Annotated in this window: 25 protein-coding genes; all 25 read right to left on the bottom strand. The window is 52.9% G+C overall.

Annotated features, from left to right (window positions below; genetic code table 11):
- Nucleotides 1–21: 21 nt before the first annotated feature.
- Complete coding sequence (locus ACJAXR_RS13820) at nt 22–1,023, bottom strand: DNA-directed RNA polymerase subunit alpha (protein WP_415058848.1); 1,002 nt, start codon at nt 1,021–1,023, stop codon at nt 22–24.
- 25 nt (nt 1,024–1,048) lie between these two features.
- Complete coding sequence (rpsD, locus tag ACJAXR_RS13815) at nt 1,049–1,669, bottom strand: 30S ribosomal protein S4 (protein ID WP_339846707.1); 621 nt, start codon at nt 1,667–1,669, stop codon at nt 1,049–1,051.
- 13 nt (nt 1,670–1,682) lie between these two features.
- Nucleotides 1,683–2,072 (bottom strand): 30S ribosomal protein S11, encoded by a 390-nt coding sequence (gene rpsK / locus ACJAXR_RS13810; RefSeq protein ID WP_415058847.1) that lies wholly within the window; start codon nt 2,070–2,072, stop codon nt 1,683–1,685.
- Nucleotides 2,073–2,092: 20 nt separating this feature from the next.
- Nucleotides 2,093–2,449, bottom strand: a complete 357-nt coding sequence (gene rpsM / locus ACJAXR_RS13805; RefSeq protein ID WP_415058846.1) for a 30S ribosomal protein S13 — start codon at nt 2,447–2,449, stop codon at nt 2,093–2,095.
- 171 nt (nt 2,450–2,620) lie between these two features.
- Entirely contained in the window at nt 2,621–2,737 is a 117-nt protein-coding gene (gene rpmJ / locus ACJAXR_RS13800; RefSeq protein ID WP_084672050.1) for a 50S ribosomal protein L36, read from the bottom strand.
- A gap of 24 nt (nt 2,738–2,761) precedes the next feature.
- Entirely contained in the window at nt 2,762–4,093 is a 1,332-nt protein-coding gene (gene secY, locus ACJAXR_RS13795) for a preprotein translocase subunit SecY (RefSeq protein ID WP_415058845.1), read from the bottom strand.
- Nucleotides 4,094–4,528, bottom strand: a complete 435-nt coding sequence (gene rplO, locus ACJAXR_RS13790; RefSeq protein WP_415058844.1) for a 50S ribosomal protein L15 — start codon at nt 4,526–4,528, stop codon at nt 4,094–4,096.
- A gap of 3 nt (nt 4,529–4,531) precedes the next feature.
- Entirely contained in the window at nt 4,532–4,714 is a 183-nt protein-coding gene (gene rpmD / locus ACJAXR_RS13785; RefSeq protein ID WP_150279292.1) for a 50S ribosomal protein L30, read from the bottom strand.
- 6 nt (nt 4,715–4,720) lie between these two features.
- Nucleotides 4,721–5,224 (bottom strand): 30S ribosomal protein S5, encoded by a 504-nt coding sequence (gene rpsE, locus ACJAXR_RS13780; RefSeq protein WP_150279291.1) that lies wholly within the window; start codon nt 5,222–5,224, stop codon nt 4,721–4,723.
- Between the two features lie 10 nt (nt 5,225–5,234).
- Nucleotides 5,235–5,585 (bottom strand): 50S ribosomal protein L18, encoded by a 351-nt coding sequence (gene rplR, locus ACJAXR_RS13775; protein ID WP_415058843.1) that lies wholly within the window; start codon nt 5,583–5,585, stop codon nt 5,235–5,237.
- A gap of 10 nt (nt 5,586–5,595) precedes the next feature.
- Nucleotides 5,596–6,126: a 50S ribosomal protein L6 gene (gene rplF / locus ACJAXR_RS13770; protein ID WP_415058842.1), complete on the bottom strand. Its 531-nt coding sequence runs from the start codon at nt 6,124–6,126 to the stop codon at nt 5,596–5,598.
- A 12-nt stretch (nt 6,127–6,138) separates the two neighbouring features.
- Nucleotides 6,139–6,531 carry a 30S ribosomal protein S8 gene (gene rpsH, locus ACJAXR_RS13765; RefSeq protein ID WP_415058841.1) on the bottom strand — a complete coding sequence of 131 codons (393 nt, stop codon included), beginning with the start codon at nt 6,529–6,531 and terminating at the stop codon, nt 6,139–6,141.
- Nucleotides 6,532–6,570: 39 nt separating this feature from the next.
- On the bottom strand, nt 6,571–6,876 hold the full coding sequence (gene rpsN, locus ACJAXR_RS13760) for a 30S ribosomal protein S14 (protein WP_150279287.1): 306 nt from the start codon (nt 6,874–6,876) through the stop codon (nt 6,571–6,573).
- A gap of 10 nt (nt 6,877–6,886) precedes the next feature.
- Nucleotides 6,887–7,426: a 50S ribosomal protein L5 gene (rplE, locus tag ACJAXR_RS13755; protein WP_373187689.1), complete on the bottom strand. Its 540-nt coding sequence runs from the start codon at nt 7,424–7,426 to the stop codon at nt 6,887–6,889.
- A 17-nt stretch (nt 7,427–7,443) separates the two neighbouring features.
- Nucleotides 7,444–7,758 carry a 50S ribosomal protein L24 gene (gene rplX / locus ACJAXR_RS13750; RefSeq protein WP_415058840.1) on the bottom strand — a complete coding sequence of 105 codons (315 nt, stop codon included), beginning with the start codon at nt 7,756–7,758 and terminating at the stop codon, nt 7,444–7,446.
- 11 nt (nt 7,759–7,769) lie between these two features.
- Nucleotides 7,770–8,138: a 50S ribosomal protein L14 gene (rplN, locus tag ACJAXR_RS13745; protein ID WP_096348042.1), complete on the bottom strand. Its 369-nt coding sequence runs from the start codon at nt 8,136–8,138 to the stop codon at nt 7,770–7,772.
- Nucleotides 8,139–8,182: 44 nt separating this feature from the next.
- Nucleotides 8,183–8,446, bottom strand: coding sequence for a 30S ribosomal protein S17 (gene rpsQ, locus ACJAXR_RS13740; RefSeq protein WP_415058839.1), 264 nt, complete (start codon nt 8,444–8,446; stop codon nt 8,183–8,185).
- Between the two features lie 2 nt (nt 8,447–8,448).
- Nucleotides 8,449–8,640 (bottom strand): 50S ribosomal protein L29, encoded by a 192-nt coding sequence (gene rpmC / locus ACJAXR_RS13735; protein ID WP_150279283.1) that lies wholly within the window; start codon nt 8,638–8,640, stop codon nt 8,449–8,451.
- Nucleotides 8,640–9,053: a 50S ribosomal protein L16 gene (gene rplP, locus ACJAXR_RS13730; protein ID WP_415058838.1), complete on the bottom strand. Its 414-nt coding sequence runs from the start codon at nt 9,051–9,053 to the stop codon at nt 8,640–8,642. The genes rpmC and rplP overlap by 1 nt, the downstream gene beginning before the upstream one ends.
- A gap of 11 nt (nt 9,054–9,064) precedes the next feature.
- Nucleotides 9,065–9,745, bottom strand: a complete 681-nt coding sequence (gene rpsC, locus ACJAXR_RS13725; protein WP_415058837.1) for a 30S ribosomal protein S3 — start codon at nt 9,743–9,745, stop codon at nt 9,065–9,067.
- Between the two features lie 11 nt (nt 9,746–9,756).
- Nucleotides 9,757–10,089: a 50S ribosomal protein L22 gene (rplV, locus tag ACJAXR_RS13720; protein ID WP_150279281.1), complete on the bottom strand. Its 333-nt coding sequence runs from the start codon at nt 10,087–10,089 to the stop codon at nt 9,757–9,759.
- A gap of 12 nt (nt 10,090–10,101) precedes the next feature.
- Entirely contained in the window at nt 10,102–10,377 is a 276-nt protein-coding gene (gene rpsS / locus ACJAXR_RS13715) for a 30S ribosomal protein S19 (RefSeq protein WP_415058836.1), read from the bottom strand.
- 12 nt (nt 10,378–10,389) lie between these two features.
- Nucleotides 10,390–11,214, bottom strand: coding sequence for a 50S ribosomal protein L2 (rplB, locus tag ACJAXR_RS13710; RefSeq protein WP_415058835.1), 825 nt, complete (start codon nt 11,212–11,214; stop codon nt 10,390–10,392).
- Between the two features lie 15 nt (nt 11,215–11,229).
- A complete protein-coding gene (rplW, locus tag ACJAXR_RS13705) occupies nt 11,230–11,526 on the bottom strand; it encodes a 50S ribosomal protein L23 (protein ID WP_415058834.1) in 297 nt (98 codons plus the stop codon).
- The gene (gene rplD / locus ACJAXR_RS13700) at nt 11,523–12,125 is read right to left on the bottom strand and encodes a 50S ribosomal protein L4 (RefSeq protein WP_415058833.1); all 603 of its coding nucleotides are present in this window, start codon (nt 12,123–12,125) and stop codon (nt 11,523–11,525) included. Before rplD ends, rplW begins: the two co-directional genes overlap by 4 nt.
- Nucleotides 12,126–12,127 lie beyond the last annotated feature (2 nt).

Below are 12,127 nucleotides of genomic sequence, written 5' to 3'. Positions count from 1 at the left end.
AATTCCTCGGTGTCGAGACGATCAGGCCGAAACCTTATCGTCCTTCTTCAAGCTTGCAGGCGGCCAGTTATCCAGACGCATACCCAGTGACAGACCACGTGAGGCCAGAACATCCTTGATCTCGGTCAGGGACTTCTTGCCTAGGTTCGGGGTCTTCAGCAGTTCCACTTCGGTACGCTGGATCAGATCGCCAATATAGTAAATATTTTCGGCTTTCAGACAGTTGGCTGAACGTACAGTCAGCTCAAGGTCGTCGACCGGACGCAACAGAATAGGATCAATTTCGTCTTCCTGTTGCTCAACAACGGGTTCGTTCTCACCTTTCAGGTCAACGAAGGCGGCCAACTGCTGTTGCAGGATGGTCGCAGCACGACGAATGGCTTCTTCAGCATCCAGCGTACCGTTGGTTTCCAGGTCGATAACTAGCTTGTCCAGGTTCGTGCGCTGCTCGACCCGTGCACTTTCAACAACATAGGCCACGCGGCGAACCGGGGTATAAGTCGCATCCAACTGCAAGCGGCCAATAGAGCGGCTTTCATCTTCGTCAGTCTGACGCGAGTCAGCTGGCTCGTAACCACGGCCACGGGCCACAGTAATTTTAAGATTAAGCGAACCATTATCGGACAAGGTAGCAATGAGGTGATCAGGATTGATGATCTCAACATCATGATCCAGCTGGATGTCAGCTGCGGTAACTTGACCTGGTCCTTTTTTGGACAAGGTCAGTGTTACATGATCACGGCCGTGCATCTTGACAGCCAAACCTTTCAGGTTAAGCAGTATCTCGATGACATCTTCCTGGACACCCTCGATAGCGCTGTACTCATGCAAGACGCCGTCGATTTCCGCCTCTACCACCGCACAACCTGGCATGGAAGAGAGCAGAATACGACGAAGCGCATTGCCCAGGGTATGACCGAAACCACGCTCAAGCGGCTCAAGAGTAATCTTGGCACGTGTGGGCGAGGTTTCCTGTACGTCAATATGACGTGGTGTTAGAAACTCGGTAACCGAACTCTGCATGGGGGCACCTTTTGCTGTCTGACGCTTACTTGGAGTAAAGCTCGACGATCAAATTCTCGTTGATGTCGGCGTACAGATCACTCCGTGAGGGCAGGCTTTTAAAGACACCTTCCTTCTTCGCTGCATCTACTTCCAACCACTCGGATTGGCCGCGCTGCGCTGCGAGCTCCAGAGAACCGCCAATACGCAACTGATTCTTGGCTTTTTCGCGAACAGCAACAACGTCGCCCGGGGATACCAGGAACGAAGCGATGTTTACGGTTTTGCCGTTAACGCTGATAGCTTTATGCGAAACCAACTGACGCGATTCAGCACGAGTCGAACCGAAACCCATACGATAAACGACGTTGTCAAGACGACGCTCGAGAAGCTGCAGCAGGTTATCACCGGTAGGACCCTTGAGACGGGCAGCTTCCTTGTAATAGTTGCTGAACTGACGCTCAAGAATGCCGTAGATACGACGAACTTTCTGTTTTTCACGCAGTTGTGTGCCGTACTCGGAAAGCCGACCACGACGTTGACCATGCACACCTGGGGGGCTATCCAGTTTGCATTTTGACTCGATTGCGCGGGCGCCGCTCTTCAAGAACAGGTCGGTGCCTTCGCGACGAGACAGCTTACACTTGGGACCAATATATCTAGCCATTTCCGTCTCCTGGTTACACGCGGCGCTTTTTAGGCGGGCGACAGCCGTTATGTGGGATGGGGGTGACATCAGTGATGCCGCTGATCTTGTAGCCACAAGAATTCAGCGCACGAACAGCCGACTCACGACCCGGGCCTGGGCCCTTCACGTTAACGTCTAGGTTTTTCAGACCAAATTCCAGAGCAGCCTGACCAGCACGCTCAGCTGCAACCTGTGCAGCAAAGGGGGTGCTTTTACGCGAACCACGGAAACCGGAACCACCAGAAGTCGCCCAGCTCAGAGCGTTACCCTGACGGTCGGTAATGGTAATGATGGTGTTATTGAAAGACGCATGGATGTGGGCGATCCCATCAACCACTGTCTTTTTTACTTTCTTACGTACACGAGCAGCAGGCTTAGCCATATCTGTATATTCCTTCGCGATTACTTACGGATCGGCTTGCGCGGACCCTTGCGGGTACGAGCGTTAGTCTTGGTGCGCTGACCACGGACCGGAAGGCCCCTGCGGTGACGCAGACCACGATAGCAACCAAGATCCATAAGACGCTTGACGTTCATGTTGACCGCACGACGCAGGTCACCTTCAGTGTTTGACTTGCCCACTTCGGTGCGCAGCAGATCAACCTGCTCCTCGCTGAGATCCTTGATTTTTGCATCCGGCGCAATGCCAGTTGCTGCACAAATCTTCTGTGCCTTGGTTTGACCGATACCAAATATATAGGTCAAAGAGATAACAGTATGTTTGTTATCCGGGATGTTGACGCCTGCAATACGGGCCATCCAAATTTACTCCGTCTGACAGCTACCTGACTCAACCAATAAGTTCACAGGTTGTGTGAAAAAGGGTGCAGTAGGGTAGCGCTAACAAATATAAAAATCAACCACCCGACCATTTATCTGGTCGAGTGGCGGTTATCCTGAGACGTAGTCGACAATCAACTATAGGGAATATTAACCCTGGCGTTGCTTGTGACGGGGCTCAGCACTGCAGATGACACGAACGCTACCATTGCGACGTACCAACTTGCAGTTACGGCAAAGCTTCTTTACTGATGCTGCAACTTTCATAACTGACTCCTAGAACCTGGCATCTCAGCGCAGCATACCGCTGCCACCATAGCCTTTCAGGTTGGATTTCTTCATAAGAGACTCGTACTGCTGAGAAACGAGGTGCGATTGTACTTGGGACATGAAGTCCATAACAACCACTACTACGATCAACAGCGAAGTCCCACCCAGATAGAAGGGCACATTGGCCGATACCACCAGGAACTGGGGCAACAAGCACACTGCTGCCATATACATGGCACCAAACATGGTGAGTCGGGTCAGCACACCATCAATATAGCGCGCCGACTGCTCGCCAGGTCGAATGCCAGGAATAAACGCCCCTGACTTCTTGAGATTCTCTGCCACATCTTTGGGGTTGAACATCAACGCTGTGTAAAAGAAGCAGAAGAAAACTATACCTGCGGTAAACAGTATGATGTTAAGTGGCTGACCCGGAGCAAGGGACTGGGAGATGCTTTGCAGCCAACCCATGCCTTCGCCCTGACCAAACCAGGTACCCAATGATGCGGGGAACAACAGGATGCTACTGGCAAAAATAGCCGGTATGACACCCGCCATATTCACTTTCAAGGGCAGGTGACTTGTCTGCGCAGCAAACACTTTACGGCCCTGCTGGCGCTTAGCATAGTTGACGGTAATACGCCGTTGCCCACGCTCAACAAAGACCACAAAAGCCACTAGACCGATAGCTAATAAAGCAATCGCAATCAAGGCGAAAATATTGATATCACCTTGGCGTGCAGCTTCAAAAGACTGCCCTATGGCACTGGGCAGCCCGGCGACGATACCAGCAAAAATCAGCATTGATATACCGTTACCAATACCACGCTCAGTGATCTGTTCGCCCAGCCACATCATGAACATGGCTCCCGCAACAAAGGTCGTTACTGCTATGAAATAGAAGCTAAACCCCGCTTCAAAAGCAACGCCCTGGCTAGACAAACCAACCGACATGCCCACCGCCTGCACCAACGCAAGAACCAGCGTCAGATACCGCGTGTATTGGGCAATCTTACGTCGACCAGACTCGCCTTCCTTTTTCAACTGCTCGAGAGAAGGGTTAACCGCCGTCATAAGCTGCATGATAATCGATGCAGATATGTACGGCATGATGCCTAAAGCGAAGATACTCATCCGCTCCAGTGCTCCACCCGAGAACATGTTGAACAGGCTAAGAACGGTTCCCTCATTCTGTCTGAACAGCTCGGCCAGACGATCAGGGTCAATGCCAGGTACTGGGATATGAGCCCCGATACGGTAGACAATGATCGCCATGAACAGAAAACGCAGTCGCGTCCACAGTTCGGACAGGCCGCCTTGTTTGATTCCTGAGAGAGCGCCTTGCTTAGCCATTTATTCCTCGAACTTGCCGCCAGCTGCTTCGATTGCTGCACGCGCACCTTTGGTGGCCATCAGCCCTTTGACGTTGACCGCTTTGGTCACATCACCGGAGAGGACGATCTTGGCACGTACAAACTTATTCCCAATAATATTGGCATCCTTGAGCGCCTGAAGATCAATCACGTCGGCGTCCAGCTTATTCAACTCGCTGGTACGGATCTCGGCGGTAACCATGGCAATCTTGGAAGTGAAGCCGAACTTCGGCAAACGACGGTGCAAAGGCTGCTGACCACCCTCAAAACCGGGGGCAACGGTGCCACCGGAACGAGAGCTCAAACCCTTGTGACCACGGCCGGCTGTCTTGCCCAGACCACTACCAATACCGCGACCGACACGTAGCTTGTTACGGCGTGCACCCGGCGCGGAACGCAGATCATTCAATTTCATGTCTTAACCCTCTACCCGAACCATGTAGGAGACCTTATTGATCATCCCACGAACGGCCGGAGTATCTTCGACCTCGACAGTGTGGTTGATTCGACGCAAACCCAAACCCTTGACGCAGAGCTTATGATTCGGCAAACGACCAACAACACTTTTGAACAGGGTCACTTTAATTGTTGCATTAGCCATGTCAGCTTACCCCACGATGTCTTCGACGGTCTTGCCACGCTTGGCCGCTACCGACTCAGGCGATTGCATAGACTTCAAGCCCTTGTAGGTGGCCTGTACGACGTTGACCGGATTGGTGGAACCGTAACACTTGGCCAGTACGTTATGCACACCGGCAGCTTCCAGGACGGCACGCATTGCGCCACCAGCGATGACGCCGGTACCTTCGGAAGCAGGCTGCATGTACACCTTGGAGGCGCCATGTGCAGCTTTCACCGGATACTGCAAAGTAGAACCGTTAAGGTCTACCTGGATCATGTTACGACGTGCAGCTTCCATGGCTTTCTGGATGGCAGCAGGCACTTCACGTGCCTTACCACGACCGAAACCCACACGACCATTACCGTCGCCAACCACCGTCAATGCGGTGAAAGCGAAGATACGGCCGCCTTTTACTACCTTGGCAACGCGGTTTACCTGAACCAGCTTCTCAATGTAACCTTCGTCGCGCTTTTGCTCGAAATTAGCCATAGCTCTACCCTTAGAATTCCAGCCCGCCTTCACGAGCGGCGTCGGCAAGCGCTTTCACGCGGCCATGATACTTGAAGCCGGAACGGTCGAAGGAGACCTGAGTTATACCGGCGGCCTTGGCGCGTTCAGCAACCAGCAGACCGACTTTCTTGGCGGCTTCGATGTTGCCAGTACTACCACTGCGTAGATCAGAATCCAGTGTGGAAGCGCTAGCCAAAACCTTGGCGCCATCAGCCGAGATCACTTGTGCGTACATGTGCTGCGAAGAACGGTACACGCACAGACGTACGGCTTCCAGCTCGCGCTGCTTGAGACGCGTACGGCGAGCGCGACGGAGACGAATAACTTTTTTATCGCTCATTTGCTATGCCCTACTTCTTCTTGGCTTCTTTACGACGCACGATCTCATCGGCGTAGCGAACACCCTTGCCCTTATAGGGCTCGGGACGACGGAAATCACGAATTTCCGCGGCTACCTGGCCGACCAGTTGCTTGTCGATACCTTTAATGATGATGTCAGTCTGGCTTGGGGTTTCAGCAGAAACGCCCTCAGGCAGCTGATACTCGATAGGATGGGAAAAACCCAGCGCCAGAGACAGAACCTGCCCCTTGGACTGCGCCTTGTAACCAACACCTACCAGCTGAAGCTTACGCTCAAAACCGTCAGTGACACCGGTAACCATGTTCTGTACCAACGCACGCGTTGTACCGGCCATAGCCATGTTAACGCTGCCTTCACGAGCGGCAAAATGCAACATACCGTCATGCTGGACAACTTCGACTGTCGAATGCAGGTTCAATGCAATGGAGCCTTTGGCTCCTTTGACTGAAATATCCTGACCGTTCAGTTCTACTTCTACACCCTGTGGCAATTTGACAGGGTCCTTAGCGACGCGAGACATCGTAACCCCCTATCAGAATACGGTACAGAGCACTTCACCGCCGATACCGGCAGCGCGAGCAGCACGATCTGTCATAACACCTTTATTGGTGGAGACTATCGATACGCCCAATCCACCCTTGACCTTCGGAATCTGGTCAACGGACTTGTACTGGCGCAAACCGGGACGGCTAACGCGCTTGATAACTTCAATAACTGGCCTGCCTTCGAAGTACTTGAGCTCGATGGACAGTACAGGCTTGGTATCGCCTTGTACGTCGTAACCGGCTACATAGCCTTCTTCTGTCAATACTTTGGCGACAGCCACCTTCAGCTTTGCCGCAGGCATGCTTACACTGGACTTTTCAGCCATCTGGGCATTACGGATGCGGGTCAGCATATCTGCTAACGGGTCCTGCATACTCATGGGCTTTGTGCTCCTGAAACTGAGTAATTAAGGTCTGGTTTACCAGCTGGCCTTGACCAGACCGGGGACGTCACCGCGCATAGCTGCTTCACGCAACTTGATACGGCTCAGGCCAAACTTGCGATATACACCGTGCGGACGACCAGTGATGCGGCAGCGGTTACGCTGACGAACCGGGCTGGCATCGCGCGGCAGTTTTTGCAGGGCCACCTGGGCATTCCAGCGGTCTTCTACAGACGCGTTGATATTACCGATGACAGCCTTGATTTCAGCACGCTTTTTGGCGTACTTGGCAACCGTGCGCGAACGCTTGAGCTCACGGTTTTTCATGCTGACTTTAGCCATTACCTAACTCCTAGTTACGGAACGGGAACTTGAACGCACGCAATAGCGCGCGACCTTCGTCATCCGTCCGGGCAGTTGTTGTCAAGGTAATGTCCAGACCACGCAGAACATCGATCTTGTCGTAATCGATCTCCGGAAAGATGATCTGTTCCTTGACGCCCATGCTGTAGTTGCCGCGACCGTCGAACGATTTCGCGTTCAGGCCACGGAAGTCACGCACGCGCGGAAGAGAAATCGACAGCAACCGATCCAGGAATTCGTACATCTGCTCACGGCGCAAGGTAACCTTGATACCAATGGGCCAGCCGTCACGAATCTTGAAACCGGCGATCGACTTACGAGCGTAGGTCACAATGCCTTTACGGCCTGTAATCTTCTCGAGATCAGCCATCGCGTTCTCGATGATTTTCTTGTCGCCAACAGCTTCACCAAGACCCATGTTAAGGGTAATTTTGGTGAGCTTCGGCACTTCCATCACGTTCTTCAGGCCAAGTTCTTCCTGGATCTGTGGAACGAGAGTCGTCCGATATACTTCTTTCAATCTTGCCATGGTAAGCACCTAGATTCTCAAGCGTCGACGGTTTTTTGGGTCGACTTGAAAATACGAACCTTCTTACCGTCTTCGACTTTGAAGCCGACACGGTCGGCCTTGCTTGTCGCAGGGTTGAAGATAGCCACGTTGGAGACGTGGATTGGCGCCTCCTTTTCAACAATACCGCCTTGCGAACCAGCCATTGGATTAGGCTTAGTGTGCCGCTTGATAATGTTGACGCCGGAAATCAGCAGGCGCGAATCAGTAAGGACCTTTAGGACCTTACCACGCTTACCTTTATCCTTACCGGCGATGACGATTACGTCGTCTTCACGTTTGATCTTTTGCATGACCGGGCTCCTTACAGCACTTCGGGCGCGAGGGATACGATCTTCATGAACTGCTCATTACGCAGTTCACGCGTCACTGGCCCAAAGATGCGGGTACCGATCGGCTCATTTTTATTATTGAGCAGAACGGCAGCGTTGCCATCAAAACGGATTAACGAGCCATCCGTACGGCGAACGCCGTGACGGGTACGCACGATGACCGCGTTAAGCACCTGGCCTTTCTTTACCTTGCCGCGGGGAATTGCTTCCTTCACGGTTACTTTAATGATATCGCCAATGCCAGCGTAGCGGCGGTGAGAACCGCCCAGAACCTTGATACACATAACGCGACGTGCACCACTGTTGTCTGCCACTTCCAGCATGGATTGAGTCTGAATCATAACTTTCTCCGACCCTTAAAAAATCCGCTAAAACGCGCGGGGCTTTAAACTTGCGCCGCGCGCTCGTCGATTTGCACCAGGGTCCAGCTCTTGGTTTTAGCCAAGGGGCGGGTTTCCCGAATGGTGACCAGATCGCCGATGCGGCATTCGTTATTCTCATCATGCACATGAAGCTTGGTAGAACGGCGCATGTACTTACCGTACAGCGGATGCTTTACCTGGCGCTCAATGAGCACAGTGATGGTTTTTTCCATCTTGTTGCTGACCACACGGCCAGTAACACTACTTGTAGTCTTGGTCTCAGCCATGATCACTTACCACCTTTCTGGTTAAGCACGGTCTTGACGCGAGCGATATCACGCTTTGCCTGCTTCAGCAGGTGGCTCTGACCGAGCTGACCGGTTGCCTTCTGCATGCGCAGATTAAACTGATCACGCAGCAGGGTGAGCAACTGCTCATTGAGCTGCTCGGCAGATTTTTCACGAAGTTCAGTTGCGTTCATCACATCACCGTCCGCTTTACAAAGGTGGTAGCGAGAGGCAGCTTGGCAGCAGCCAAGGCAAAGGCCTCGCGTGCCATCTCTTCGGAAACACCTTCAATCTCATACAGGATTTTGCCAGGCTTGATCTGGGCAACCCAGTACTCGACATTACCCTTACCTTTACCCATCCGAACTTCCAAAGGCTTCTTGGAGATAGGCTTGTCCGGGAACACGCGGATCCAGATTTTACCGCCACGTTTTACATGACGGGTCAAGGCACGACGAGCGGCCTCAATCTGGCGTGCGGTCAAACGACCCCGGCCAACAGCTTTCAAGGCGTATTCGCCAAAGCTCACCTTACTACCGCGAAGAGCCAAGCCACGATTGTGGCCGGTCATTTGCTTGCGGAACTTCGTACGCTTGGGTTGTAACATGTGCGTACCCCTTACTTAGCAGCTTTTTTCTTGGGAGCGGCAGCTTTGGTTTCTTCGGGCTGACCACCAATGATCTCGCCTTTGAAAATCCAAACCTTGACGCCAATCACACCATAAGTGGTGTGGGCTTCAGCCGTCGCGTAGTCGATGTCGGCGCGCAGTGTGTGCAACGGCACGCGGCCTTCACGGTACCATTCAGTTCGGGCAATCTCAGCACCGCCGAGACGTCCACTAACCTGGATCTTGATACCCTTGGCACCGATGCGCATAGCGTTCTGTACTGCACGCTTCATGGCACGGCGGAACATCACACGACGCTCCAGCTGCTGAGCAACGCTTTGTGCAACCAGTGCACCGTCAAGTTCCGGCTTGCGGATCTCTTCGATGTTGATATGCACGGGCACGCCCATTTGCTTGGTCAATTCCTGACGCAGCTTCTCGACATCCTCGCCCTTCTTACCAATCACAATACCCGGACGGGCAGTATGAATGGTGATCTTGGCGGTTTGTGCCGGACGCTGAATTTCAATACGGCTGACCGAAGCGGCTTTCAATTTAGTCTGAATGTACTCGCGCACTTTCAGATCCGTGAACAGATAGTCCGCGTAAGTGCGACCTTCTGCGTACCACACCGAGGTGTGCTGTTTAACTATACCGAGGCGCATGCCAATCGGATGTACTTTCTGACCCATTTGATCGACTCCTACTTGTCAGCAACCTTGACCGTGATATGACAAGACCGCTTAACGATGCGATCAGCCCGGCCTTTGGCACGTGGCATGATGCGCTTCAATGAGCGACCCTCGTTGACAAACACGGTGGAGACTTTGAGGTCATCCACGTCTGCGCCATCATTGTGTTCAGCGTTGGCAATTGCCGACTCTAGAATTTTCTTGATGACTTCAGCGGCCTTCTTGTTGCTGAACTTCAGCAGGTTCAAAGCCTCATCCACTTTCTTCCCGCGGATCTGGTCGGCGACCAGGCGCGCTTTCTGGGCAGAAAGTCGAGCGCCTTTATGAGTAGCGGCTACTTCCATCTCTCTAACCCCTTAGCGCTTGGCTTTCTTGTCTGCCACGTGACCACGATAGGTACGCGTTGCAGAAAATTCGCCTAACTTGTGGCCGACCATGTCTTCGGAAACTATCACCGGAACATGCTGACGACCGTTATGAACAGCGATGGTTAGACCAACCATCTGTGGCAGAACCATAGAACGACGCGACCAGGTCTTGATTGGCTTGCGATCATTCTTTTCAACTGCCACTTCAACCTTCTTCAACAGATGAAGATCGATAAAAGGACCTTTCTTTAGAGAACGCGGCACAGTCGTATCTCCTTACTTGCTGCGGCGACGGACAATCATCTTGTCAGTGCGCTTGTTTGACCGAGTCTTGGCACCCTTGGTCGGGAACCCCCAAGGTGATACCGGATGGCGACCACCTGATGTACGACCTTCACCACCACCATGCGGGTGATCGACCGGGTTCATGGCAACACCACGAACAGTTGGTCGAATACCACGCCAGCGATTAGCACCGGCCTTACCAAGTGAACGCAAGCTATGCTCCCCATTGGACACTTCGCCCAAGGTGGCACGGCATTCACCAAGTACTCTGCGCATTTCACCGGAACGCAGGCGAACTGTCACATAAGCACCATCACGAGCAACAAGCTGCGATGACGCGCCAGCACTGCGTGCAACCTGTGCGCCTTTACCTGGCTTAAGCTCGATCGCGTGGATCGTGCTACCAACAGGGATATTACGCAAAGGCAGGGAGTTACCCGGCTTGATCGGCGCTTCAGCACCGGATACGACTTGATCACCAGCACTCACACCTTTTGGTGCAATGATGTAGCGACGCTCGCCGTCAGCATATTTCAGCAGAGCAATGTGCGCAGTACGGTTCGGATCGTATTCGATACGCTCAACGGTGGCTGGAATGCCATCCTTGTTACGTCGAAAATCGACCAGCCGATAATGCTGCTTGTGGCCGCCCCCGCGATGACGCGTGGTAATACGACCATTATTGTTACGTCCACCAGACTTGCTTTGCTTCTCAACAAGGGCAGCAAAAGGTGCGCCCTTGTGCAGATCAGAGTTTACGACCTTGACAACGAAGCGGCGGCCAGGGGACGTAGGTTTACATTTTACAAGTGCCATGATGTGCCCCTTTACTTATTCAGCGCTGGCAAAATCGATGTCCTGACCAGGCTGAAGACTGACATACGCCTTCTTCCAATCATTACGTTTGCCGAGGCCGCGAACGGTTCGCTTGGTCTTGCCTTTGACATTCAAGGTCGCAACAGTCTTAACCTTGACGTTGAACAGCTGCTCAACAGCTTTCTTGATCTCCAGCTTGGTCGCAGTGGTTTCCACCTTGAACACAAACTGGTTCTTGCTGTCAGCCAGCACGGTAGCCTTCTCGGACACATGTGGGCCAAGCAGTACTTTGAAAATGCGCTCTTGGTTCATCCCAGCATCTCCTCGAACTTCTTAACAGCAGGTACGGTAATCAGCACCTTGTCGTAAGCGATCAGGCTGACCGGATCCGAACCCTGAACATCCCGTACATCGACGTGCGGCAGATTGCGCGCAGCGAGATACAGATTTGAGTCCAGGTTGTCGGTGACGATCAACACGTTGTCCAGGTTCATTTCCTTGAGCCTTTCTACCAGAGCCTTGGTCTTGGGAGCTTCCATTGCGAAGTCTTCAACCACTACCAGGCGATCTAGGCGAATCAGCTCGGACAGGATCGAGCGCAGCGCGCCACGGTACATCTTCCTGTTCAGCTTCTGCTCATGGTTCTGCGGACGTGCAGCAAAAGTAGTACCACCCCCGCGCCATATAGGGCTGCGGATAGTGCCCGCACGGGCACGACCTGTACCTTTCTGACGCCATGGCTTCTTGCCGCCACCGGATACATCAGAACGGTTCTTCTGCTGCTTGGTACCCTGACGTCCACCAGCCATATAGGCAACAACGGCTTGGTGCACCAGGGTCTCGTTAAACTCGGTGGCAAAAGTCAGATCGGATACTTCGATCGCATTTGCACCAGCTACATTCAGATTCATGG

Origin of the sequence: Halopseudomonas sp. (assembly GCF_047631575.1) — a bacterium.
Taxonomy (GTDB): Bacteria; Pseudomonadota; Gammaproteobacteria; order Pseudomonadales; family Pseudomonadaceae; genus Halopseudomonas.
The sequence above is the reverse complement of the archived record's forward strand: the minus strand, read 5'-3'. Positions and strand labels throughout refer to the sequence as shown.